We start from the raw sequence: 22,574 nt of genomic DNA, 5'->3' as shown, positions 1-22,574 counted from the left end.
CGGGACGGGCGTCCCCCGCGGGTCCGGGGCGCATGGAGGCGTGGCATGCCCACCCTCGCGATTTCGTTCGGGTTTCGCCGCTTTTGATCAAGATCTCCGGTCGTCCCCAGCCACTAAAGTGGGCGCATGACCGTTAACCCCGCACACACCGCCCTCTGGCCCGCCCCGCACGCGAGCGGAGCCGTCGACGCGACGGTCCACGTGCCCGGGTCCAAGTCGGTCACCAACCGCGCGTTGGTGCTGGCCGCCCTCGCCTCCGAGCCCGGCTGGCTGCGCCGCCCGCTGCGCTCGCGCGACACCCTGCTGATGGCCGGTGCCCTCAGGGCCATGGGTGTGGAGATCGAGGAAGGGGTCGGTCCCGACGGGACCGGCGAGGCCTGGCGGGTGCTGCCGACCGGTCTGCACGGCCCGGCCACGGTCGACGTCGGCAACGCCGGCACCGTGATGCGGTTCCTCCCGCCGGTGGCCGCGCTGGCCGACGGTCCCATCCGGTTCGACGGGGACCCGCGGTCGTACGAGCGCCCCCTGCACGGTGTGATCGACGCGCTGCGGCTGCTGGGCGCCCGGATCGACGACGACGGCCGCGGCGCGCTGCCCCTGACCGTGCACGGCGGCGGGGCCCTGGACGGCGGCCCGGTGTCGATCGACGCCTCCTCGTCCTCCCAGTTCGTGAGCGCGCTGCTGCTGTCCGGCCCGCGCTTCAACCAGGGCGTCGAGGTCCGGCACACCGGCGCGACCCTGCCCTCCGTGCCGCACATCCGGATGACGGTGGACATGCTGCGCGCGGTCGGCGCCCAGGTGGACACCCCGGAGTCGGGCGGCGAGCCGAACGTGTGGCGGGTGACGCCGGGCGCGCTGCTCGGCCGGGACCTGACGATCGAGCCGGACCTGTCCAACGCCCAGCCGTTCCTGGCGGCGGCCCTGGTCACCGGCGGCAAGGTGCTGATCCCGGACTGGCCCGAGCGCACCACTCAGCCGGGTGACCGACTGCGGGAGATCTTCACCGAGATGGGCGGTTCCTGCGAACTCACCGAGTACGGCCTGGTGTTCACCGGTTCGGGTGCCGTCCACGGCATCGACGTGGACCTCGGTGACGTCGGTGAGCTGACCCCGGGCATCGCCGCGGTCGCCGCGCTCGCCGACTCCCCCTCCACGCTGCGGGGCGTGGCCCATCTGCGGCTGCACGAGACGGACCGGCTGGCCGCGCTCACCAAGGAGATCAACGAACTCGGCGGTGATGTCACCGAGACCGCCGACGGTCTGCACATCCGCCCGCGCCCCCTGCACGGTGGCGTCTTCCACACCTACGAGGACCACCGCATGGCGACCGCCGGTGCGATCATCGGCCTGGCGGTCGAGGGCGTACGGATCGAGAACGTGGCGACGACGGCGAAGACCCTGCCGGACTTCCCCGAGCTGTGGACCGGGATGCTCGGGCAGTAGGGACGTACGTCATGCGCCGTTATGGCAAGCACACCGACGAGGACGACATCCGCAGCCGTCCCAACCGCAAGGGCAACCGGCCGCGGACCAACATCCGGCCCAAGCACGAGGACGCGGCCGAGGGCATGGTCCTCACCGTCGACCGGGGCCGGCTGACCTGTCTGGTCGACGGCACCGCGGTGACCGCGATGAAGGCCCGCGAACTGGGCCGCAAGGCCGCCGTGGTGGGCGACCGGGTGGCCCTGGTCGGCGACCTGACCGGCAAGAAGGACACCCTCGCGCGGATCGTCCGCATCGAGGAGCGGTCGTCGGTGCTGCGCCGCACGGCCGACGACGACGATCCCTTCGAGCGGGTGGTCGTCGCCAACGCCGACCAGCTGGCGATCGTCACGGCCCTGGCCGACCCCGAGCCGCGCCCGCGCCTGATCGACCGCTGCCTGGTGGCGGCCTACGACGGCGGCCTGGAACCCCTGCTGGTCATGACCAAGTCGGACCTGGCCCCGCCGGACAAGCTGCGGGAGCTGTACGGCGACCTCGACATCCCGTTCGTCGTCACCAGCCGTGAGGAGCTGGAGAACGGGGACGCGGCGGACCGGGTGCGCGAGCACCTCGACGGCAAGATCACCGCGTTCGTCGGCCACTCGGGCGTCGGCAAGACCACCCTGGTCAACGCGCTGGTGCCGGAGGAGCGACGACGTACGACGGGCCATGTGAACGCGGTGACGGGCCGCGGCCGGCACACCACCACGTCGGCTCTCGCGCTGCCGCTCACGCAGGCGGAGGGCTGGGTGGTCGACACCCCTGGCGTGCGCTCCTTCGGCCTCGCGCACATCGACCCGTCCCGCGTGATCCACGCCTTCCCGGACCTGGAGGCCGGCACGGAGGGCTGCCCGCGCGCGTGCAGCCACGACGAGCCGGACTGCGCGCTGGACGCCTGGGTCGAGGAGGGTCACGCCGACCCGGCGCGGCTCTACTCGCTGCGGCGGCTGCTGGCCACGCGGGAGCGCAGGGAGGGCGACTGACCGCCGCGTTGTTTGCCGGGGTGTCCGGCCGGTAAGTGCATAATCGCACCGAGCCGGAGATCCGGACCCACGGGAGGACGCACATGGCGTGGCTGCTGGTCATAGTGGCCGGGATGCTGGAGACCGGTTTCGCCGTGTGCCTGAAGCTCTCCCACGGGTTCACCCGCCTGTGGCCGACGATCGCCTTCGCGTCGTTCGCGCTCGGCAGCTTCGGCCTGCTGACCCTCTCCCTCAAGAAACTGGACGTCGGCCCCGCCTACGCGGTGTGGACCGGCATCGGCGCGGCGGGCACCGCGATCTACGGCATGGTCTTCCTCGGCGACCTGGTGTCCACCCTGAAGATCGTGTCGATCAGTCTGGTCATCGTCGGGGTGATCGGGCTGCAGCTGTCGGGGTCGACGCACTGAAGGCGCCGGGCGTGGAGGACGAAACAAGCACCGGCCCGGCCCGGCACCGGGACCGTGGACAGGGACCGGCCCGGTACGCGGGCCGCATCCTCGTGGTCTGTCCCCGCTGCGGCGGCCGGGCGGAGGTGGTGCAGCGGCCCGGTCTGCCCCCGCTCAAGCACTTCGGGGAGCTGATGTTCCGGCCCCGCCGGCTCACGTGCGGCGGGTGTGGCGCGACCGCCGAGTGGCAGGCGGAGCTGCGGGGCGGCGCGCTGATCGGAGTGGACTTCGGCGGCACCGAGGACCCGTTCTTCCGGCGGCCGCTCTGGCTTCAGACGCGTTGTGCGGGCCACGTCCTGTGGGCCTACGACGAGGAGCACGTCGCCGAGCTGACCGACTACGTGGGGGCGACGTTGCGCGAGGGCGGGACCGGGTCGACGCAGGCGATGGTGCCGCGCCTGCCCAAGTGGCTGAAGGAGTCCGGCCGTCGGAGCGAGGTGCTGGCCGGACTGCAGCGGCTGCGCGACCTGGCGGGGCGCTCGGCACCGGCCGACCGGTCCGACGCCGCGCACGAGCGCGGTGACCGGCCGCAGCCGCACAGGGCCTCGTACCACCGAGGTGGCGCGTACTGAGCCGGCTCGCGCTCCCGTTCCCGTTCCCGTTCCCGTTCCGTGCAGAGTTGACGGCTCATCAGACCGTTTGGCGCGGGACGACCGCCCGGACGAGCTCCGCCACCCCGCCCTCACCCGGCGGTGCCGCCACGCAGGACAGCGCGAGGCGCACGACCAGCTCGCAGGGCCCGCTCAGCCCGGCGGTGTCGGCGGCTGCCGCGGCGGGCCCCGCAAGGGCGCTGACCGCACGGTCCCGCACGATCCGCACGAAGTCGCGGGGTGCCGGCAGCGGCCCGTCCGCACGGCGCTGCGCGGGCACCGCGGAGGACGACGCCACGCCGGCGAGCGGCGGAGCGGGCAGCCGCTCGGTCCAGCAGCCGGTGAGCAGGGCCCGTACCAGCGCGTTGTCCCGCGCGGCGGAGCTCGTCCACTCGGCGACGGCGGTGAGCCGCGCCCCGGGCTCGCCGGAGCCGGCCAGCGCCCGCTCGACGCCGGCGAGATAGCCGTCGGCCTCCCGCCGCACCAACGCTCTGGCCAGCCCCTCCTTGCTGCCGAACTCGTTGTACAGCGTCTGCCTGGACACCCCGGCCGCCGCGGCCACATCGACCATCCGCACAGCGGACCACGGCCGGCGCGCGAGCGCCGTGTACGCGGCGTCCAGCAACGATTCCCGGGCAGCAGGCATCCTCGCCTCCCTGGGGCGGAGCGACCCTGCGCCCAGGTTTGACGGGGTCGTATGCACTGTCAAGGGTGCGGGTGCGCTCTCGCCTCTTCCGGGCGCTGACACGCACCGCCCCCTGTGGCCCCGTGCCGTCCCCGACAGATACGGTTCCCTGTATGCCGGACTACCTCGACGACCTGCGCCTCGCCCACGTCCTCGCCGACGCGGCCGACGCGGCCACCATGGAGCGCTTCAAGGCGCTCGACCTGAAGGTCGAGACGAAGCCGGACATGACCCCGGTGAGCGAAGCGGACAAGGCGGCGGAAGAGCTCATCCGCGGCCAGCTCCAGCGCGCCCGCCCGAGAGACGCGGTCCTCGGCGAGGAGTACGGCGTCGAGGGCAGCGGCCCCCGGCGCTGGGTGATCGACCCGATCGACGGCACCAAGAACTACGTACGCGGCGTCCCGGTGTGGGCCACCCTCATCTCGCTCATGGAGGCGGGCGAGGGCGGTCACCAGCCCGTCGTCGGCCTCGTCTCCGCCCCTGCCCTCGGTCGCCGCTGGTGGGCGGCGAAGGGACACGGCGCCTTCAGCGGCCGCAGTCTCACCTCCGCCGGCCGTATCCGCGTGTCCCGCGTCGGCACGCTCGCGGACGCCTCCTTCGCGTACTCCTCGCTCAGCGGCTGGGAGGAGCAGGACCGCCTCGGCGGTTTCCTGGACCTCACCCGCCAGGTGTGGCGCACGCGCGCGTACGGCGATTTCTGGCCCTACATGATGGTCGCCGAGGGATCCGTCGACATCTGCGCCGAGCCGGAGCTGTCGCTCTGGGACATGGCGGCCAACGCGATCATCGTCACCGAGGCGGGCGGCACCTTCACCGGACTCGACGGCCGCCCGGGCCCGCACAGCGGCAACGCCGCCGCGTCCAACGGCCTGCTGCACGAGGAGTTGCTGGGGTATCTCAACCAGCGCCAGTGAGGAACGGGAGTACTCCCGGTACGCCCTCAACTGACGTCGCGCGCCCCCTTGTTGACCGGCCCTTTACCTGGCAGTCTGAGGCTACCCCCACTTGTGAACTTGTGAATCCCTGCACGACCGCAGTGGTTCCTAGGAGGTGGCCCCACCCATGCTCGTCCGAGACGCCATGAGCACGGTGATCCTCACCGTCGGCCCCGCCCACACTCTCCGCCAGGCAGCCGCCCTGATGTCCGCCCGCCGCGTCGGCGCCGCCGTGGTCCTCGACCCGGACGCCGGCGGCATCGGCATCCTCACCGAACGCGACGTACTCAACTCCGTCGGCCTCGGCCAGAACCCCGACACCGAACGCACCCACGCCCACACCACCACCGACGTCGTCTTCGCCGCCCCCACCTGGACCCTCCAGGAGGCCGCCCGGGCGATGGCCCACGGCGGCTTCCGGCACCTGGTCGTCCTCGACCGCGGCGAGGTCGCCGGGATCGTCTCGGTCCGTGACGTCATCCGCTGCTGGGCCCCGGCCCGCGAGCCCGCCCCCGTGCCCTGAGCATACGAACGGGCCGGACCCGGAGCACCGTGGGTCCGGCCCGCCCAGCCGCGACGGCGGCCGGCTCAGCCGCGCAGCGTCTGCACCGCCGCCTCCAGCCGCTTGCCGAAGTCGGCGTCGGCGTTGCGGAAGTTGCCGATCGCGCGCTCGACGATGTCCTCGCGGGAGACCCCGGAGATCGCCCCCGCCAGGTTGGCGACCAGGCGCTCCTTCTCCTCCTCCGACATCAGCCGGTAGAGGTTGCCCGCCTGCACGAAGTCGTCGTCCTCGGCGTGCACCGGCGTCGGGTGGTTGCCGGTGCCTCCGCCGAAGCCGTCGAACGGCTGCCACAGCGGACGGCCGGTCTGCTGCGGACCGCCGAAGCTGTTCGGCTCGTAGTTCTTCGCACCGCCGTGCCGGCCGTCGTACAGGTGGCCGTCCCGCGCGTTGGTCCGCGCCTCGGTGGCGTGCGGGCGGTTCACCGGCAGGTGGTCGGCGTTGATGCCGACGCGGTAGCGGTGCGCGTCGCCGTACGCGAACAGCCGCCCCTGGAGCATCTTGTCGGGCGAGGGACCGATGCCCGGCACGAAGTGCGCGGGGCTGAAGATCGACTGCTCGACCTCGGCGAAGACGTTCTGCGGGTTGCGGTTCAGCTCCAGCCTGCCGATCTCGACGACCGGGTAGTCCGCGTGCGGCCACACCTTGGTCAGGTCGAACGGGTTGAAGCGGTACTCCGCCGCGTCCGCCGCCGGCATGATCTGCACACCCACGGTCCAGCTCGGGAACTCCCCGCGCTCGATCGCCTCGCGCAGGTCGCGCTGGTGGGAGTCGGGGTCCTTGCCCGCGAGGATCTCGGCCTCCTCGGCGGTGAGGTTCTTGATCCCCTGGTCGGTCTTGAAGTGGTACTTGACCCAGAAGACCTCGCCGGCCTCATTGCTCCACTGGAAGGTGTGCGACCCGAAGCCGTCCATGTGCCGGTACGAGGCCGGGATGCCGCGGTCGCCGAACAGCCAGGTCACCTGGTGCGTGGACTCCGGCGACAGGGACCAGAAGTCCCACACGTTGTCGGCCTCGGTGGAGCCGGTGTACGGGTCGCGCTTCTGGGTGTGGATGAAGTCGGGGAACTTGATCGCGTCCCGGATGAAGAAGACCGGGGTGTTGTTGCCGACGAGGTCGTAATTGCCCTCCTCGGTGTAGAACTTCAGCGCGAAGCCCCGCGGGTCACGGACGGCGTCCGCCGCGCCGAGGTTGCCGGCCACGGTCGAGAAGCGCAGGAAGACCTCGGTCTCCTTGCCGACCTCGGAGAGGAAGGCGGCACGCGTGTACGGCGTGACGTCGGCGGTCACCGTGAAAGTGCCGTAGGCGCCGGCGCCGCGGGCGTGCACCACGCGCTCCGGGATGCGCTCGCGGTTGAAGTGGGCCAGCTTCTCCAGCAGCAGCTGGTCCTGGACGAGGACCGGTCCACCGACGCCCGCCGTCTCGCTGTTCTGGTTGTCGGCGACCGGAGCACCGGCCTCCGTGGTGAGCGGTCCCTGCGTCACGCGCGCCTCCTGCGTCATTCCTGACTAGTCCTGTCCCAGTCCTGTCCTGCGGCCAAAGCCGTTCCCGATCCTACATTGGACAATGTCCAAGTCAACTTCCGATCCAAAGTCACACCTATTCCCGTCCTGGTACGTCTTCCTGTTAGGCTGGTGGCCATGAGCGACCTTCTGGAACGGCTGCGTGGACGCGGATGGCGGATGACCGCGCAGCGGCGCGTCGTGGCCGAGGTCCTCGACGGCGAGCACGTCCATCTGACGGCCGACGAGGTCCACGCCCGGGCCGTCGCGAAGCTGCCCGAGATCTCCCGGGCGACCGTCTACAACACGCTGGGCGAACTGGTCACGCTCGGCGAGGTGCTGGAAGTCTCGACGGACAAGCGCGCCAAGCGCTACGACCCGAACGCACACCGGCCGCACCATCACCTGGTCTGCGCCCGGTGCGGCGCGATCCGTGACGTCCACCCGACGGGCAATCCGCTCGCCGACCTCCCCGACACCGAGCGCTTCGGCTTCACGGTGTCGGACGTCGAGGTGACGTACCGCGGGCTGTGCCCGAACTGCGCCGGCGTCTGACACGCATGCTTCCGAGGGCCCCGGCATCGCCGGGGCCCTTCGCGTAGGCATGCCCGCCTGAGCACGCTCGCGCGGGCACGCCTCGCGCGCGTGGGCATGCAAAAACCGAGGGCCGGAATCCGTTTCTGGATTCCGGCCCTCGGCCTTCAGTAGCGGGGACAGGATTTGAACCTGCGACCTCTGGGTTATGAGCCCAGCGAGCTACCGAGCTGCTCCACCCCGCGTCGGTGAACACGACATTACGTGAGAGGAGCCGACGGAAGCAAATCGGTTAGGGGCCGAGTGACCAGGGCCACTTCCGCGGTGTCACGCGGTGAGTTCCTCCCGCAGCGCGTCCCGCAGCCGCCCCGCCCGCTCGGCCACCTCCGCCGGTCCCAGCTCCGCCGCCCGGCCGGCCCACTTCTGCCCCTCCGCCAGCTCGCCGCGACGCGCGTAGAAGAGGGCCAGCCGGAGCGCCGCCCGCCCATGCCCGGCGTCGGCGGCCCGGGTCCACCACACCGCCGCCTCCGGCTCGCTCCCCTCCCGGGCGAGCAGCAGCCCCAGGTTGAAGGCGCCGTTGCGCGACCCGGCCTCCGCCGCCGTCCGGTACCACCGCGCCGCCTCGACCACGTCACCGCGCGCGGCGGCCAGCATGCCGACCCGCACCTGCGCCCGCCGGTGCCCCTGGGTGGCGGCCCGCTCGTACCACTCCTCGCACTCGGTCTTCTCGTGCACGACCTCGCCCAGCTCGTGCGCGGGCTCCGGAGGGCGGCGCGCGTCGAGGAGGGTGGCCAGCCGGTAGGCGGCCTCCGCGCTGCCGCCGCCCGCCGCACACCGCAGGTGCCGCTCGGCCTCCGGCTCGTCACGCTCGCGCAGCCGGGCGATCCCGACCTGCAGGGCGGCCTCGGTGTGTCCGGCGGCAGCGGCCCGCTCGTACCAGCGCAGCGCCATCTCGTCCGCGCCCCGCCCGGCGTACAGGATGCCGAGGTTGAACGCCGCGTCGACGCTGCCGGCCTCGGCGGCCTTGGAGAACCACGGCTCCGCCCCGGTCGTGTCACCGCCCTGGAGCAGCAGGATGGCGAGGGCGTTCGCCGCCTCCCGGTGCCCGGCGTAGGCCGCCCGCCGGTACCACTGCTCGGCCTGCGCGGTCCGGCCCTGCTCGGCGCAGAGCAGTCCGAGGTTGTACGCGCCGTTGTCGTCTCCGGCGTCCAGCGCGGCCCTGTACCAGCGCTCGGCCGTCTGGGTCTCCCCGCGCTCGGCGTGCAGCGCGCCGAGCGCGTTGGCCGCGTTGCCGTCGCCGTCCTGGGCTGCACGCAGCCACCAGACGGCCGCGCTCTCGGTGTCGCCCGCGTCCCGCAACAGGAAGCCGAGCGCGCAGGCGGCCCGGGGCTCTCCGTCCTTGGCGGAGGTCAGGTACCAGCGCCCGGCCTCCTTCAGCTCCCCCCGCCTCTCCAGGATCGCGCCGAGGTGCAGCGCGGCCCGCCGGTGACCGCGTGCGGCGGCCTGCCGGTACCACTGTTCGGCCTCCGCGACAGCGTTGTCGGCGCCGCTCTCCTCCCCGTGCCCGGCCGTGCGGTCGATGGCGCGCGCCAGCCGGTAGGCGGCCTCGCGATGGCCCCGCTCCGCGGCGGCCCGCATCCAGTGCTCGGCGCCGACGTCCCCGCGGTGCTCCAGCAGGTCGGCGAGCGCGTAGGCACCGAGGGCGTGCCCCTGCTCGGCGGACTGGCGCAGCCAGTACTCCGCGGCGGGCTCGTCCCCGCGCTCGCGGTGGTGGCGGCCCAGCGCGTGCGCGGCGGGGGCGGACCCGGCGACGGCGGCGATGCGCCACCAGCCGGCTGCCTCCTCGGCGTAGCCGCGCTGATGCAGAAGGACACCCAGGTTGTTGGCGGCGGCCCGGTCACCGGCCGCGGTGGCGGCCCGCAGATGGGGCTCGGCTCCGTCGAGGTCGCCGCGGCGCAGCAGCATGGCCCCGAGGACGCTCATGGCCTCGGCGTCGCCGGTCTCCGACGCGAGGCGCAGCCGCAGTTCCTCGGCGGCATCCCCCATGTCGTCCCGTTCGTCACGGGACGTCTCCTCCCCGGAATCCTCCGAGGACCCCACAAATCGCCCTGTCCCGAACAGAGTTGCCTTGTCCCCCATAACGTCCATCGTCGCACCACCTGCAACCTGGGTACACCCGGTATACCGCAGCCCGTGAGGTCACTTCAGCGTTTTGTCGACATGCCCACAGGACGACAAGTCAAACACACCCCACCCAACTCCCCACGGCGGCGCGGCCGTCCCTCCCCTCAGTACATGAGTTCGCACACCACGAAGGCCCGGATCCTTTCGGATCCGGGCCTTCGATCGCAGTAGCGGGGACAGGATTTGAACCTGCGACCTCTGGGTTATGAGCCCAGCGAGCTACCGAGCTGCTCCACCCCGCGCCGTTGCCCGGCAACCGTACCACGACACGGGGTGTACTTGATCAGCTCTTCTTCCCGCTCCCGTTCTTGCCGCCGCCCTGCTGACCGGACCGGCCTGACCGGCCGGCCTTGTCCTCCGCGTCCGCGGCCCGCTTCAGCGCGGCCTTCAGGTCCTTCTGCGCCTTGTCGTACGCGGTCCAGTCCGGCCCGTTCGGACCCTGCAGGGCCTGCTGGCCGGCGTCGAAGGCCTTCTGCGCGTCGGCCAGGGCCTGTTGGACGGTCGGATCACTGGACGTGGGCGGATTGGTGGTGCCGGTGTCCGGGGGCGTGGTGGTCGAACCCGTGGCGCCGAAGACCTTGTCGAGCGCCTCACCGAGCGTGTTCTCGAAGGCGGTCTTGCCCTCGTAGGTGACCAACACCTTGCGCAGCAACGGGTACTTCAGCCCGCCGCCGCGTACGTAGACCGGCTCCACGTAGAGCAGGCCGCCGTCCAGCGGCACGGTCAGCAGATTGCCGTACTCGACCTCGGAGTCGCCGCCCTTGAGGAGTTTGATCGCCGCGGCGATGTCCTGCTCCGAGTTGAACTGGCTCTGCACCTGTTTGGGTCCGTCGACCGTCGTGCTGGTCGGCAGTTTCAGGATTCTGACCTTGCCGTAGTCACCGGTGCCCGCCTCGGCGTCGACCGTCATGAACGCGCTCAGGTTGTCCCGGCCGTTGGGCGTGAACGTCGTCGACAACGAGAACGCCTGCTTGCTCTGGTCGGGCATCTTCATGCTCAGGTAGTACGGCGGTACCGCATTGCCCGACTGATTGGTCGGGTCGTCCGGCACCTGCCACACCTCGCTGCCGGTGAGGAACGTCTGTGCGTCCGTCACGTGGTAGCGGGTGAGCAGCTCGCGCTGGACCTTGAACAGGTCCTGCGGATACCGCAGATGGGCCATCAGGTCGTCGGAGATCGCGTTCCTCGGCTGCACCGTGCCGGGGAAGGCCTTCATCCAGGTCTTCAGCACCGGGTCCTCGGTGTCCCACTGGTAGAGCTTGACCTCACCGGTGTACGCGTCGACGGTCGCCTTCACCGAGTTGCGGATGTAGTTGACCTGGTTCTGCTGGGCCACCACCGAGCGCGAGTTGTTGGTGGCGGTCAGCGAGTCGGCCGTCGTGTCGCCGAGGGTCGTACGGGACGAGTACGGGTAGCCGTTCGACGTCGTGTAGGCGTCGACGATCCACTGGATGCGGCCCTTGACGACGGCCGGGTAGGCGTCTCCGTCGATGGTCAGCCAGGGGGCGACCGCCTCGACGCGCGCCTTGGGCGTGCGGTTGTACAGGATCCGCGAGCCCTTGCCGATCGCGCCCGAGTACAGGATCTGCGGTTCGTTGAACGCGACCGCGTACGCGGCACGGTTGAGCGGGTTGTCCAGGTTGACCCCGCTCTTGCCGCGGTAGCTGGTGGACTGCTCACCGCGGTCGTCGGAGTAGTCGATCTCCTTCTGGGGACCGCCGACGATGGAGTAGGTGGTGGTCTTCTCGCCGTAGTAGACCCGCTGCTCGTAGGTGCCGAGGTCACCCTTGGACGGCAGGTTGTACTCGGTGAAGACCGGCTGGCCGTCGGCGGCCTCGGTGCCCTTGGCGGCGACCACGCCGTAACCGTGCGTGTAGCGGAAGTGGTCGTTGATCCAGTTGTTGTTCGGCACGCCGTCCAGGTTCAGCTCGCGCAGGCCGACGACCGTGTCCTGCTCCTTGCCGTCCTTGGTGGGGTACCGGTCGACGTCCAGGTTGGTGGGGAACCCGTAGTACTTCCGCATCTGCTGCAGCTGCTGGAACGTCGGCGAGACGATGTTCGGGTCCATGATCCGGATGCTCGCCGCGTCGTTCGCGTCGTCGCGCAGCGTGGTCTTGTCCTTCGTCGTGGACTGACCGGAGTACTCGGTGACCTTGGTGTCGTCGATGCCGTACGCCTCGCGGGTCGCCTTGAGGTTCTTCTGGACGTACGGGGCTTCCTTGGCCTGCTCGTTGGGCTGGACCTGGAACTTCTGCACGATCGCCGGGTACAGGCCGCCGATCAGGATCGCCGACAGGACCATCAGGCCGAAACCGATGACGGGCAGCTGCCAGGTGCGCCGCCACAGGGTGGCGAAGAACAGCAGCGCGCAGATGACGGCGATGCAGAACAGGATGGTCTTCGCCGGCAGGTAGGCGTTGGCGTCGACGTAGCGCAGGCCGGTCCACTGGCCGGTCGCCTTGAAGTCGCTGGACTTCACCGCCAGGCCGTACCGGTCGAGCCAGTACGCGACCGCCTTGAGGGCCACGAAGATGCCGAGCAGCACCGACAGGTGTCCGGTCGCGGCGGCGGTGGCGCGCGCGCCCGGGCTGGTGACGCGCAGCCCGCCGTACAGGTAGTGGGTGAGGGCGGCGGCGATCAGGCACAGGATGGCGGCGGCGAAGCCGAAGCCCAGCAGGAAGCGGTACCAGGGCAGGTCGAAGGCGTAGAAGGAGACGTCGAGGTGGAACTGCGGGTCCTTCTGGTGGAAGGGGACGCCGTTGACCCACATCAGCCAGGTCCGCCACTGTCCGGCCGCCGAGGCGCCGGCGATCAGCCCGACCAGCGCGGTGACGGCGAGCAGCAGCCACTTCTTGTACGGCGCGATGCCCATCCGGTACCGGTCGAGGCTCTGCTGCTCCATGGACATGGCGCTCAGCGGGGGCCGCAGCCGGTGCGCGAGCCAGATGTTGACCCCGACCGCCACCGCCATCAGCAGGCCGAAGACGAAGAACAGCCCGATCTTGGTCGACAGGGTGGTCGTGAACACGGACGAGTAGTGCACCGACCGGTACCACAGCCAGTCCGTCCAGAAGCCCGCGAACATGGTGAACGCCATGCCGAGGACGGCAAGGACGCCCAGCGTCATCAGCAGGACCCGGACTCGCCGGGACGGGCGGCCCGCTCTCATCCGTGGCCCCGTCGGGCCTCCGCCGCGGTCCGGCATCTGGAAAGCCAAGGTGCGCACCTCGAAGTTCGCTGTCGATCCGTCAGGCCCTCGTGTTCGTGAGCCCTCCGTGGCCCCCCGTGATCGCGGGCCAACACCTATGCAACTTACTCACGCTTTGCTCGGTTCCCGATTCGGGCCGGGAACGAGGCAGGATTGTGACCATGTCCAACACTCCCATGGCAGCGAGCCCGCTCACCCGGGCCGTACTCGAGATCGACGAGTACGTCTCCGGCCTCGGCTGGGACCAGCCCGCTCGCCTCTTCGCCCTCGTCGACACCGCACGGCTGCGGGCTCAGGAACCCGCGCTCGCGGCCCAGCTGGGCCTCGAGGACGAGTCCGAGACCGTCGGTCTCACCCCGATCGAGCAGGAGGAGATCCCGTCCGGCAAGCCGCTCGACGAGTTCCTCGGCACCATCGCCTGGCCCGACGCGGTGGCCGGCTGCGCGCTCACCGTGGAGCGCCTCATGCTGCCCCCGTCCGCCGAGACACAGGTTCCGCAGAACCTGAGCGAGGCGAAGCTGGCCCGGTGGGTGGCCGAGCACCCCGAGCGCCAGGAGGTGCGGATGACCGTCGCGGTGCTGCGCGACGGCAGCCGCGAGGCGGCACTGCGCCTGCGCGAGAAGGACTCCCCGACGGAGGTCCTGACCGGCCCCGACCTGGTCCCCGGGCTGGCGGAGGCGCTGTCGGCCACCTTCGCGGACTGACGGCACGCCCACGGCGGACCGACGTCCTGCGGTACGGCGCCGGGGGCGCCCCTGGTCGCCAGGAGCGCCCCCGGCCGTGTCACGGCCGGCTCAGCCCTTGCTGGTGCACTTGGGCAGCGCGCCGGTGTCCCCCGTGCGGATGTCCTTCAGCGCGTCGAGCGCGTCCGCGATCGTCTTGACCTTGACCAGCGTGAGCCCGCTCGGGGTGTCCTTGGCGGCGGCGGCGCAGTTGTCGGCCGGCGTCAGGAAGTACTGGGCGCCCTTGTCGCGCGCGCCGACGGTCTTCATCTCGATGCCGCCGATCGGCCCGACCGTGCCGTTGTCGTCGATGGTGCCGGTGCCTGCGACGAACTTTCCACCGGTGAGGCTTCCCGGGGTGAGCTTGTCGTAGATGCCGAGGGCGAACATCAGACCGGCGCTGGGCCCGCCGACGTCGGCGAGCTTGATGTCGATGGTGAACGGGAAGGTGTGGTCGGTCCCGGCGGAGATCCCGACGATGGCCCGCTTCGCCCCGCTGTCGTCGGACGTCCTCGTCGTGAGGGTGACGTTCTGCGTCGTGGTCGCCGTCCGGTGCTCCTTCTCCGCGGCGGCCTGCTCCTTGGCCGGGACGACGGTGAAGACGACGTTCTGCCCGGGCTTGTGCTTGGTCACGAGCTTGGCGACGTCGGAGGGCTGCTTGACCGCCGCGCCGTCCACGGCCTTGATCACGTCACCGGCGTGCAGCCGGCCCTCGGCCGGGGAGTCCTTGAGGACGGTGGAGACGATCACCCAGGACTTCACCGGGACGCCCAGTTCCTTCAGCGCGGCGACCTTCGCGCTCTCCTGGGACTGGCTGAACTCCTCGGCGTTCTCCTGGGTGGACTGCTCCTCGGTCTTGCCGTCCGGGTACAGCGTGTCGTGCGGGACGATCTTGCTGTCGTGCGCCAGCCAGCCGTAGACCGCCTCCACCAGGTTCATCCGGAAGTCCGCGCTGGTCACCCGGACAGTGGTCATGTTCAGGTGGCCGTCGGTCGGGTAGGTCTTGTGCCCGGAGATCTGCAGCACCGGCTCGCCGTCGTGCTCCTCCAGCGTGTTCACGGTCGGGCCGGGAGACATCTCCGCGTACGGCACGGGGATGAGCACTCCCGCGCACAGGAGCGCGATCAGCATCAGGGTGGAGGCGAGCATCGTCGCGGTGCGGCGTGGCATGACTCGACAGTACGGGACGCGTCTGTCAGCGCACCGTCAGGGCACCCCCGTCAGACGCCGCGCGCGCCCGAGTCCGGCTTCTCCATGGCGGCGCGGAATCGGGCGTATCCGTCCAGCTCGGGGCCGTCACAGCGTATCTTCCGGGTCCGATTGGCCCAACTGCCCCACAGTCCGCCGCCGATCGCAGCCACAAGCGGAATCAGCAGCCAGACAAGCGCCCCCATGCCGACCTCCCAAGGCCATGAGCGTCCGCAACTGACTGATCAGCAGATTAACCATCCGCACTGACAACGCTCACGCGAGGGTCCCGGTTACGCAACCCGGGGGTCCGGTGTGCTCCAAGTGACGGACATCAGGCGCCCGCGTCAGCAGGCACCCACCCGCCCTCCCGTCGCCCGACCGCCACCCCTGCACGACGGCGTTACGCGCCGACCCAGTCCTCGGTGCCGTCGGAGAACCTCTGGTGCTTCCAGATGGGCACCTCGTGCTTGAGGTCGTCGATGAGCTTGCGGCAGGCCTCGAAGGCCTCGGCCCGGTGCGGGCAGGCCACGCCGACGACCACCGCGAGATCGCCGACCGCGAGATCCCCGACCCGGTGCACGGCGGCCAGCGCGCGGACCGGGTAGTCGGCGACCACCTTCTCGGCGATCCGTCGCATCTCCGCCTCGGCGCTGGGGTGGCAGGAGTACCCGAGCGCGTCCACGTCGGCGCCGCCGTCGTGGTTCCGCACGGTCCCCACGAACAGCGCCACGCCCCCGGCCGCGTCGTCCCCGACGGCCCGGAACACCTCGTCCACGGAGAGCGCGGTCTCCCGGACACCGATCAGCTTGATGGGATCCTGGGCCGCCTGCTCGCCGGGGTGCTCGTGCGTGTGTGCCATGCCCTCTATCGTGCCGCACGCGTGTGACGGCACGGAATGCGAGTTTCACCAGTCACGCGCGCGGGGCGCTTTGGAGGCTTCTACAGGCGCCGTGCGGCCCATGTCCCCCGGGAGGTGGCTACAGGCGCCGCCGGGCCTTCCGGGCCCGCCGTACGACGGCCGCCGCGCCCAGCAGGGCCACGGTCGCACCCGCGGCCCCCGCCGCCGTCGCGTCCTTGCGCCCCAGCCGCCGCCCGGCCACCGTGTGCCGCCCGGACACCTCCTCCAGCAGCTCCGCGAGCACCTCCTCGTTGGTCCACAGCGGCCGCCACCCGGCGTCGTGCAGCCGGCTGCCGCTGACCACCCAGGGATACATCGTGTAGGCCAGGTCGCCCGCCGGAGACGGTGTGAGCCCGATCCGGTGCAGCCGGGCCGCCGCGCCGAGCGCGACCGCCGACGGCAGCTCCATGCGCCGGATCCCGCTCAGCTCCTCGACCTCCTCCTGCTCCAGCCACCCGTCACAGCCGACGGCCAGCTCCCCGTCGACCTTCTCCAGCACGGCGTACTCGAGCGCGCTGCACAGGTCCTCGACATGACAGAACTGCCACGCGGGCCGCGACCCGGCCACGACCAGCAGCCGAGGCGACTCGAAATACCTGGTCAGCGCGGTGTCGGTGCCGCCCACCAGCACCGCAGGACGTACCACGGTGACGTTCAGCCCCGGATGCGCCCGCGGGGCCCGCCGGGCCAGCCGCTCGATCTCCAGCAGGTCCCCGACCCCGGTCGCCTCGGCGGTCGCCCGCAGCTCGGCGTCCTCCGACAGGGGCAGTTCGTTGTCCGGCAGCGCGCCGTAGACCATCGCCGAGGTGCACAGCACCACGCGGTGCACGCCGGCCGCCGCGGCGGCGGTCAGCACGGTCTGGGTCCCCCGGACGTTGTAAGCGGTCCGCGCGGCGGGATCGGTCTCCAGGTCGAGATCGAGCGCGAGGTGCACGACCACGTCGGCGCCCCGCAGCTTGTCCGCGATCGCGGGGTCGCGGACGTCGAGGATGTGCCACTGGGCGTCGGCGCACTCCCCACGCCGTTCGTCGATGGCGACGACCTGCTTGACCGCCTCGGAGGCGGCGAGCCGCTCGGTGAGCAGGGCGCCCACCCCGGTGGCGGCACCGGTGACGGCGACGACGGGGCCGCGTACGGCGGGAGGGGTTGAGAGGTTTCGCGCTGCGCGAACCTGCGGATCTGGGGAACTCACCGGGCGTCTCCAGCGGTTGTCATCCATACGAGCGCGAGTGACGCGTACGTACCAGGTGCATCCATCCTGCCGCAGGCCTTCCGTAGGCGAAGCACCGAGGCCCGATCGGGTCCGGGTGTCTACGCTGGGTGGTGTTGTCGGGCACAGCCGCGCCGCCGGAGAGAGACCGGTGGCCCTACCAGCCGAGGAATCCCGTGAGTGACACCCCATTCGGTTTCGGCCTTCCGCCGGAGGAGCCGGAGGACGGCGACGAGGGCAAGAAGAAGGACCAGCAGAGCGGTGGTGGGCAGGGACCGGCCAACCCGTTCGGCTTCGGGGCGCCCGGTGCCGGAGGCTTTGGCGGCCCCGGAGCCGACAATCCGCTCGCAGCCATGTTCGGCTCGCTGAACCCCACCGACCTGGGCGCCGCGTTCCAGCAGCTGGGCCAGATGCTCTCCTACGAGGGCGGCCCGGTGAACTGGGACATGGCCAAGCAGATCGCTCGCCAGACGGTCGCGCAGGGCACCCAGGACGGCACGAAGGACGCGAGCGTCGGCCCGGCCGAGCGCAAGGCGGTCGAGGAGGCCGTCCGCCTGGCCGACCTGTGGCTGGACGACGCGACGTCCCTGCCGTCGGGCTCCGCCTCGGCGGTGGCCTGGTCCCGCGCGGAGTGGGTCGAGGCGACCCTGCCCGCCTGGCAGGAGCTGGTCGACCCGGTCGCCGAGCGTGTCGGCGCGGCGATGGGCGACGTCCTGCCGGAGGAGATGCAGGCCATGGCGGGCCCGCTGATCGGCATGATGCGTTCGATGGGCGGCGCCATGTTCGGCACGCAGATCGGGCAGGCCGTCGGCGTGCTCGCGGGCGAGGTCGTCGGCTCCACCGACATCGGCCTGCCGCTGGGCCCGGCCGGGAAGGCCGCCCTGCTCCCGGTCAACGTGGAGGTGTTCGGCAAGGACCTCGGCGTGCCGCAGGAGGAGGTGCGGCTGTACCTGGCGCTGCGCGAGGCGGCCCACCAGCGTCTGTTCTCGCACGTGCCGTGGCTGCGCTCGCACCTGTTCGGCGCGGTCGACGGCTACGCGCGCGGCATCAAGGTCGACACGGCCAAGCTGGAGGACGTGGTCGGCCAGTTCGACCCGCAGAATCCCGAGCAGCTGCAGGACGCGCTCCAGCAGGGCATGTTCCAGCCGGAGGACACGCCCGAGCAGAAGGCCGCCCTGGCCCGTCTGGAGACCGCTCTGGCGCTCGTGGAGGGCTGGGTGGACGCGGTGGTCCACGCCGCCGCGAAGCCGCGCCTGTCGTCCGCCGACGCCCTGCGCGAGACGCTGCGCCGGCGTCGCGCGACCGGCGGCCCGGCGGAGCAGACGTTCGCCACGCTGATCGGCCTGGAGCTGCGCCCGCGCCGGCTGCGGGACGCCTCCCGGCTGTGGGCCTCGCTCACGGACGCGCGCGGGGTGGACGGCCGGGACGGCCTGTGGGCCCACCCGGACATGCTGCCGACCGCGACCGACCTGGACGACCCGGACGGCTTCGTGCACCGCGAGCAGATGGACTTCTCCGAACTCGACAAGATGCTCGGCGAGGCGGCGGGCGGCTCCGCCGGCAAGCCGGAGAAGGACGACGACTCCGAGTGACTCTTCACGGCGACGCGGTCCGGGTGCTGGAGCAGTACCAGGACCAGCAAGATCTTCGTCAGGTCTATCTGGACCACCTGGACGCTCATCCCGGCGGGATGTGGAAGAGCTGCGCGGAAGGGCACATCACGGCGAGCGCCCTGGTGATCGACCCGGAGCACGGGCGGGTCCTGCTCACGCTCCACAAGAAGCTGCGCATGTGGCTTCAGATGGGCGGGCACTGCGAGCCGAGCGACAGCACGCTCGCGGGTGCCGCGCTCCGCGAGGCCGCGGAGGAGTCCGGCATCTCCTCGCTGCGCCTGCTGCAGAGCGCCCCGGTCCGTCTCGACCGGCACCGCACACCCTGCGCCTGGCACCTGGACGTGCAGTACGCCGCCCTCGCCCCGCGCGGGGCCGTGGCGGCGATCAGCGACGAGTCGCTGGACCTGCGCTGGTTCGGCTACGACGAGGTGGCGGACGTAGCCGACAAATCGGTCGTACGGCTGGTGGAAGCGACGCTCGCCCGGCTGTGAGCGGGTGAGGGGTGACCGCGTTCACGGTCACCCCTCATCTCGACCTCAGCTCCAGACGTTGCCCTGGTTCTGGCCGCGCGCCCCGTGCTGCCCCATGCCGAACTGGGCGGCGAGGCCCTGCCCGATCACCGCGTTCTGCGGCGGCAGCAGCTCGCTGGGCTGCACCAGCGCGAACCCGGAGCCCATGAAGCTCAGCTCCCAGCCCTCCCCGGTGTTGCCGCGCCGGCGCCACACCCCGGAGGAGTGCGTCTGCGCCTGCATCTGCACCCGCAGCCCGGTGGACCAGGCCACGATCGCGTCCGCGTCGCAGTTGACGTACTTGTCCGGCGTGACCTGCATCAGCAGCGGGGCGCCCGAGGTCATCAGGGCGACCCTGCCGCGTCCGGTGATGTTCAGCTGGTACTTCCCGGAGCCGGAGATGCCGTAGAGGCTGTCGACGGCGACGACCTCGTAGTGCAGCGAGGAGTCCATGGCGAGGACGTAGGAGCTGTCGACGGTCAGCCCGTCCTGCTCGACGTCCATGATGTGCACGTGCTGGGCGAGGTTGGCGAGGTAGACCGTGCCCTGGCCGTGACAGCGCATCAGGTCCAGGCCCTCGCCGGTGTACGCACGCGCGCGTGCCTGGTTGTTGCTGCGGTACTCGGCGTCGAACTCGACCAGGCCCTGGTAGGCGACCATGGTGCCCTTGCGGGCGAGGATGTCGTCGTGCCCCTCCAGGGTGACCCGGAGCAGCTGCGCGTTCTGCAACGCCCAGCGCTCCTGCGTCTGGACGTCGTTGTATGCGAAAAGCGGGCTCTGCATGGCTTTCTGGCTCCCCCTCAGCCCCGGATCCGGATGCGGTCGGTGCTGTCCTCACTGGGCTGGACGACGACGATGCCCTGACCGGAGAAGGCCATCTGGTAGGCCTCGCCGCTGCCCCGGCCGATCAGCGACTGCGCCTTGAAGCTGCGCTTGCCCTTCACCTTCAGGTTCGGCGACCAGGCCACGAGCGCGTCCGGGTCGACGTACGTCTCGTCCTCACCGCCGCCGCAGTCGACGACGATCGGCTCGCCCCGGGAGGTCAGGGCCACCCAGCCCTGCCCGGAGATCTTCGTGTTCCACAGGCCCTGCCCGGCGAACTTCGCGAGCCCCTTGACCCGCTCGACGCCCCACGTCAGATGGGCGTCGAAGGCGAGCAGATTGGTGGCGTTGACCGAGATGCCGTCGCCGTTGAGGTTGATCACGACGACGTTCGCGCCGTAGTCGGCGAGGTAGAGCAGGCCGTCACCGGAACACTTCATCAGGGGCGCGCCCTCACCGGTGATCCAGTCGCGGGCGATCTGGCGGACGGCCGGCGGGTTGGGCTCGTACTGGACGAAGCCTTCGTAGGCGACCATCGACCCCACGCGCGCGAGGAGGTCGTTCCCGGTCTGCATGGCCACCTTCAGCATGTGGTGGCCATGGTTCTCCATGCGGGCGGTGACGGGTGCGGGGGCGTAGCCCGCGATTGGCTGGTTCATGACGGGCTCCCTCTAGACCTCGTACGGCTGGACGACGATGAAGTTGCCGGGAGCGCCCCGGAACTGGAGGTTGACGCTCTCGCCGGTGTCGCCCGGGTAGGCGTTGCGGCGCATCCGGACCTGGCTGGAGACGATCACCTGGGAGGCGGCCGACCAGGCGACGACGGCGTTGCAGTCGGCGAAGGTGGTCGGCGTGACCGGCAGCACCACGGGCGTGCCGTGCGTCTTGACGACGATCGTGCCGGTGCCCTGGAACTGCATCGTGAACAGCGCGCCACCGGGGATGCCGTGGCCCTCGATCCGGCGGACCTCGTACTGCAGGGTCTCGTCGAAGGCGAGGACGTTCTCCGCGGACACGCAGATCGCGTCGCCCTGCAGCTCGACGGGGTGCAACTGGGTGGAGTTCTCGGCGAGGAACACCTGGCCCTGGCCGGTGCAGCGCATCAGCTGCATCTCCTGGCCGGTGGCGCTGCCGACGATCCGCCCGGCGAATCCGGCGCCCTTGTAGCTGAAGTCGACCTTGCCCTGGTAGAGCACCATGCTGCCCTGCTTGGCGAGCACGGGCTGGCCGCCGATGCCGAGATCGACGCGGATGAGCTTCTTGTTCTGCTGGGTCCAGCGCTGCCCGGTGGGCGTCTCCTTGAACGCCTGGAGCGCAGCCGTCACACCGGCACCGCCTTGCGGGGCGCCCTGGGGCACCCCGTAGCCGGCGGGCTGCTGGCCCGGCACCTGTCCGTAGCCGGGCGGCATGGGCGGGGTGGGCTGACCGCCGTAGGAGGGCGGCTGCTGGCCGTACCCCGGGGGCATCGGCGCGCTCGGCTGACCGCCGTAGGGCGGCTGCTGGGGCTGCTGGCCGTACGGCTGCTGGGGTGGCCGACCGCCGTACTGCGGCTGGTCGTAGGGCGGCGCGGGGGCCGGGGACGGCGGCGGCACGGTGCCGCCGGCCGGCGGGGCCAGGGGCGCGATGACCGTCGGCGCCGCGTGCACGTTCGGCGCCGGGGCCGGCGCCGGTGCCGAAGGCGGGGTCTGGCCGGGCGGTGTGAAGCCCTGCGGGGGCGTGGCGCCGGACGGCGGGGCGAAGCCCTGGGCGGCGGGCTGCGGTGCGGGGGCCGGCGCCGGGGCGGGCTCGGGGGCGGCGGGGACGCCGAACGCGGGCGGGGCCGTGGCCTGGGCGGGCGGGGCGAAGCCGGGCGCGGACCCGGTCTGCGGCGGCTGCGGGGCGGCGGGCGCCTCCTCCTCCAGCACCTCGCCGCCGAAGTTCTTCAGCAGCGCCTCGAGACCGCCGTCGAAGCCCTGGCCGACCGCGGCGAACCGCCACCCGTCCTTGAAGTAGATGTCGCCGACCATCACGGCGCGCTCGGTGGAGAACTCCGCACCGCTGAAGGAGTACCGGGCGACCTCCTCACCGCCCGCCACGATGCGCAGGTGTCCGGGACCGATCTGCGACATCTGCCCGGCGCCGTCGAGGGTCGCCGTGAAGGACAGCTTGCGGATCTGCGACGGGATGCGGTCCAGCGTGATCCGGAACGACTCCGTGTCGCCCGCCTGCGCACCCAGCAGCTGGATGGACTCCTCCGGCGACTTCGGCTGGTTGAAGAAGACGAAGTACCGGTCGTCCGAGAGGCGCTCGTCGGCGTCCAGACCGAAGCAGCTGATGTCGAAGGTCAGTCCGGGGGCCGCGATCTGCACGCCTACGTACAGATCCGTGCCCGCCGTGAGGTCACTGATCCTGGCCTTGTGGCCGCGTTGGAATTCCCTGGCCATGCGTTACGACCGTCCCCCATCCCGAATGTAAGTGCGTCGCGCCAGGCTAACGGCAAAGGCCGACATCGCCTCCCGTCG

The 22,574-nt window shown here is 71.3% G+C and carries 20 protein-coding genes and 2 tRNA genes; 10 read left to right on the top strand and 12 right to left on the bottom strand.

The features are described 5' to 3' along the window. Positions 1-126: 126 nt before the first annotated feature. The 4 genes from aroA (at position 127) to ACIHEJ_RS23835 (ending at position 3,483) form a co-directional block, all read left to right on the top strand. The gene (gene aroA, locus ACIHEJ_RS23850) at positions 127-1,443 is read left to right on the top strand and encodes a 3-phosphoshikimate 1-carboxyvinyltransferase (RefSeq protein ID WP_400138509.1); all 1,317 of its coding nucleotides are present in this window, start codon (positions 127-129) and stop codon (positions 1,441-1,443) included. Between the two features lie 11 nt (positions 1,444-1,454). Then, positions 1,455-2,465, top strand: coding sequence for a ribosome small subunit-dependent GTPase A (gene rsgA, locus ACIHEJ_RS23845; RefSeq protein WP_400138507.1), 1,011 nt, complete (start codon positions 1,455-1,457; stop codon positions 2,463-2,465). Positions 2,466-2,548: 83 nt separating this feature from the next. After that, the gene (locus ACIHEJ_RS23840; RefSeq protein ID WP_400138505.1) at positions 2,549-2,872 is read left to right on the top strand and encodes a DMT family transporter; all 324 of its coding nucleotides are present in this window, start codon (positions 2,549-2,551) and stop codon (positions 2,870-2,872) included. 11 nt (positions 2,873-2,883) lie between these two features. Further along, a complete protein-coding gene (locus ACIHEJ_RS23835; RefSeq protein WP_400138503.1) occupies positions 2,884-3,483 on the top strand; it encodes a hypothetical protein in 600 nt (199 codons plus the stop codon). A 58-nt stretch (positions 3,484-3,541) separates the two neighbouring features. Here ACIHEJ_RS23835 and ACIHEJ_RS23830 read toward each other — a convergent pair whose 3' ends face one another. Beyond that, positions 3,542-4,147 carry a TetR/AcrR family transcriptional regulator gene (locus ACIHEJ_RS23830; protein WP_400138502.1) on the bottom strand — a complete coding sequence of 202 codons (606 nt, stop codon included), beginning with the start codon at positions 4,145-4,147 and terminating at the stop codon, positions 3,542-3,544. A 152-nt stretch (positions 4,148-4,299) separates the two neighbouring features. On the opposite strand from ACIHEJ_RS23830, the gene hisN reads away from it, so the two are divergent. Then, entirely contained in the window at positions 4,300-5,100 is an 801-nt protein-coding gene (hisN, locus tag ACIHEJ_RS23825; protein WP_400138500.1) for a histidinol-phosphatase, read from the top strand. A gap of 148 nt (positions 5,101-5,248) precedes the next feature. Then, on the top strand, positions 5,249-5,644 hold the full coding sequence (locus ACIHEJ_RS23820; protein WP_400138499.1) for a cyclic nucleotide-binding/CBS domain-containing protein: 396 nt from the start codon (positions 5,249-5,251) through the stop codon (positions 5,642-5,644). A 65-nt stretch (positions 5,645-5,709) separates the two neighbouring features. On the opposite strand, the gene ACIHEJ_RS23815 is transcribed toward ACIHEJ_RS23820, so the two are convergent. Further along, positions 5,710-7,164, bottom strand: a complete 1,455-nt coding sequence (locus tag ACIHEJ_RS23815; RefSeq protein ID WP_400138498.1) for a catalase — start codon at positions 7,162-7,164, stop codon at positions 5,710-5,712. A 156-nt stretch (positions 7,165-7,320) separates the two neighbouring features. Here ACIHEJ_RS23815 and ACIHEJ_RS23810 point away from each other — a divergent pair, with 156 nt between their 5' ends. Further along, the gene (locus tag ACIHEJ_RS23810; RefSeq protein ID WP_400138496.1) at positions 7,321-7,737 is read left to right on the top strand and encodes a Fur family transcriptional regulator; all 417 of its coding nucleotides are present in this window, start codon (positions 7,321-7,323) and stop codon (positions 7,735-7,737) included. A gap of 150 nt (positions 7,738-7,887) precedes the next feature. On the opposite strand, the gene ACIHEJ_RS23805 is transcribed toward ACIHEJ_RS23810, so the two are convergent. From ACIHEJ_RS23805 to ACIHEJ_RS23790, 4 genes are all read right to left on the bottom strand, one after another. Continuing rightward, positions 7,888-7,961 (bottom strand) — tRNA-Met (locus ACIHEJ_RS23805). Positions 7,962-8,043: 82 nt separating this feature from the next. Continuing rightward, positions 8,044-9,864, bottom strand: a complete 1,821-nt coding sequence (locus ACIHEJ_RS23800; protein WP_400138494.1) for a sel1 repeat family protein — start codon at positions 9,862-9,864, stop codon at positions 8,044-8,046. Positions 9,865-10,068: 204 nt separating this feature from the next. After that, positions 10,069-10,142: transfer RNA gene (locus tag ACIHEJ_RS23795), tRNA-Met, on the bottom strand. A 41-nt stretch (positions 10,143-10,183) separates the two neighbouring features. Further along, complete coding sequence (locus ACIHEJ_RS23790) at positions 10,184-13,105, bottom strand: UPF0182 family protein (protein WP_400138872.1); 2,922 nt, start codon at positions 13,103-13,105, stop codon at positions 10,184-10,186. Between the two features lie 164 nt (positions 13,106-13,269). Between ACIHEJ_RS23790 and ACIHEJ_RS23785 the strand changes: the two genes are divergently transcribed. Continuing rightward, a complete protein-coding gene (locus ACIHEJ_RS23785; protein ID WP_400138492.1) occupies positions 13,270-13,812 on the top strand; it encodes a PPA1309 family protein in 543 nt (180 codons plus the stop codon). Positions 13,813-13,902: 90 nt separating this feature from the next. On the opposite strand, the gene ACIHEJ_RS23780 is transcribed toward ACIHEJ_RS23785, so the two are convergent. The 3 genes from ACIHEJ_RS23780 to ACIHEJ_RS23770 form a co-directional block, all read right to left on the bottom strand. Beyond that, entirely contained in the window at positions 13,903-15,000 is a 1,098-nt protein-coding gene (locus ACIHEJ_RS23780; protein ID WP_400138490.1) for a PDZ domain-containing protein, read from the bottom strand. Positions 15,001-15,421: 421 nt separating this feature from the next. Further along, positions 15,422-15,880, bottom strand: a complete 459-nt coding sequence (locus ACIHEJ_RS23775; RefSeq protein WP_400138488.1) for a molybdenum cofactor biosynthesis protein MoaE — start codon at positions 15,878-15,880, stop codon at positions 15,422-15,424. 118 nt (positions 15,881-15,998) lie between these two features. Beyond that, positions 15,999-17,111, bottom strand: a complete 1,113-nt coding sequence (locus ACIHEJ_RS23770; protein ID WP_400138486.1) for an SDR family oxidoreductase — start codon at positions 17,109-17,111, stop codon at positions 15,999-16,001. Positions 17,112-17,305: 194 nt separating this feature from the next. Here ACIHEJ_RS23770 and ACIHEJ_RS23765 point away from each other — a divergent pair, with 194 nt between their 5' ends. Then, positions 17,306-18,721, top strand: coding sequence for a zinc-dependent metalloprotease (locus ACIHEJ_RS23765; protein WP_400138484.1), 1,416 nt, complete (start codon positions 17,306-17,308; stop codon positions 18,719-18,721). Beyond that, positions 18,718-19,233 carry an NUDIX hydrolase gene (locus ACIHEJ_RS23760; protein ID WP_400138483.1) on the top strand — a complete coding sequence of 172 codons (516 nt, stop codon included), beginning with the start codon at positions 18,718-18,720 and terminating at the stop codon, positions 19,231-19,233. The genes ACIHEJ_RS23765 and ACIHEJ_RS23760 overlap by 4 nt, the downstream gene beginning before the upstream one ends. Positions 19,234-19,278: 45 nt before the next feature. Here the strand turns inward: ACIHEJ_RS23760 and ACIHEJ_RS23755 are convergent, their stop codons facing one another. The 3 genes from ACIHEJ_RS23755 to ACIHEJ_RS23745 are packed head-to-tail and all read right to left on the bottom strand — an operon-like array spanning position 19,279 to position 22,496. Next, the gene (locus tag ACIHEJ_RS23755; protein WP_400138481.1) at positions 19,279-20,034 is read right to left on the bottom strand and encodes an AIM24 family protein; all 756 of its coding nucleotides are present in this window, start codon (positions 20,032-20,034) and stop codon (positions 19,279-19,281) included. A gap of 17 nt (positions 20,035-20,051) precedes the next feature. After that, positions 20,052-20,732 (bottom strand): AIM24 family protein, encoded by a 681-nt coding sequence (locus ACIHEJ_RS23750; protein ID WP_400138479.1) that lies wholly within the window; start codon positions 20,730-20,732, stop codon positions 20,052-20,054. Between the two features lie 12 nt (positions 20,733-20,744). Beyond that, entirely contained in the window at positions 20,745-22,496 is a 1,752-nt protein-coding gene (locus tag ACIHEJ_RS23745; protein WP_400138477.1) for a TerD family protein, read from the bottom strand. Positions 22,497-22,574 lie beyond the last annotated feature (78 nt).

The organism is Streptomyces sp. NPDC052301 (assembly GCF_044593395.1).
Classification (GTDB): domain Bacteria; phylum Actinomycetota; class Actinomycetes; order Streptomycetales; family Streptomycetaceae; genus Streptomyces.
The sequence above is the reverse complement of the archived record's forward strand: the minus strand, read 5'-3'. Positions and strand labels throughout refer to the sequence as shown.

What these genes read in the sequence shown, in the direction of transcription:
- ACIHEJ_RS23775 (WP_400138488.1), bottom strand. Translation starts at nt 15,880, where the DNA reads ATGGCACACACGCACGAGCACCCCGGCGAGCAGGCGGCCCAGGATCCC.
- ACIHEJ_RS23800 (WP_400138494.1), bottom strand. Translation starts at nt 9,864, where the DNA reads ATGGACGTTATGGGGGACAAGGCAACTCTGTTCGGGACAGGGCGATTT.
- rsgA (WP_400138507.1), top strand. Translation starts at nt 1,455, where the DNA reads ATGCGCCGTTATGGCAAGCACACCGACGAGGACGACATCCGCAGCCGT.
- ACIHEJ_RS23830 (WP_400138502.1), bottom strand. Translation starts at nt 4,147, where the DNA reads ATGCCTGCTGCCCGGGAATCGTTGCTGGACGCCGCGTACACGGCGCTC.
- aroA (WP_400138509.1), top strand. Translation starts at nt 127, where the DNA reads ATGACCGTTAACCCCGCACACACCGCCCTCTGGCCCGCCCCGCACGCG.
- ACIHEJ_RS23820 (WP_400138499.1), top strand. Translation starts at nt 5,249, where the DNA reads ATGCTCGTCCGAGACGCCATGAGCACGGTGATCCTCACCGTCGGCCCC.
- ACIHEJ_RS23785 (WP_400138492.1), top strand. Translation starts at nt 13,270, where the DNA reads ATGTCCAACACTCCCATGGCAGCGAGCCCGCTCACCCGGGCCGTACTC.
- ACIHEJ_RS23810 (WP_400138496.1), top strand. Translation starts at nt 7,321, where the DNA reads ATGAGCGACCTTCTGGAACGGCTGCGTGGACGCGGATGGCGGATGACC.
- ACIHEJ_RS23755 (WP_400138481.1), bottom strand. Translation starts at nt 20,034, where the DNA reads ATGCAGAGCCCGCTTTTCGCATACAACGACGTCCAGACGCAGGAGCGC.
- ACIHEJ_RS23780 (WP_400138490.1), bottom strand. Translation starts at nt 15,000, where the DNA reads ATGCCACGCCGCACCGCGACGATGCTCGCCTCCACCCTGATGCTGATC.
- ACIHEJ_RS23745 (WP_400138477.1), bottom strand. Translation starts at nt 22,496, where the DNA reads ATGGCCAGGGAATTCCAACGCGGCCACAAGGCCAGGATCAGTGACCTC.
- ACIHEJ_RS23750 (WP_400138479.1), bottom strand. Translation starts at nt 20,732, where the DNA reads ATGAACCAGCCAATCGCGGGCTACGCCCCCGCACCCGTCACCGCCCGC.
- hisN (WP_400138500.1), top strand. Translation starts at nt 4,300, where the DNA reads ATGCCGGACTACCTCGACGACCTGCGCCTCGCCCACGTCCTCGCCGAC.
- ACIHEJ_RS23790 (WP_400138872.1), bottom strand. Translation starts at nt 13,105, where the DNA reads ATGCCGGACCGCGGCGGAGGCCCGACGGGGCCACGGATGAGAGCGGGC.
- ACIHEJ_RS23840 (WP_400138505.1), top strand. Translation starts at nt 2,549, where the DNA reads ATGGCGTGGCTGCTGGTCATAGTGGCCGGGATGCTGGAGACCGGTTTC.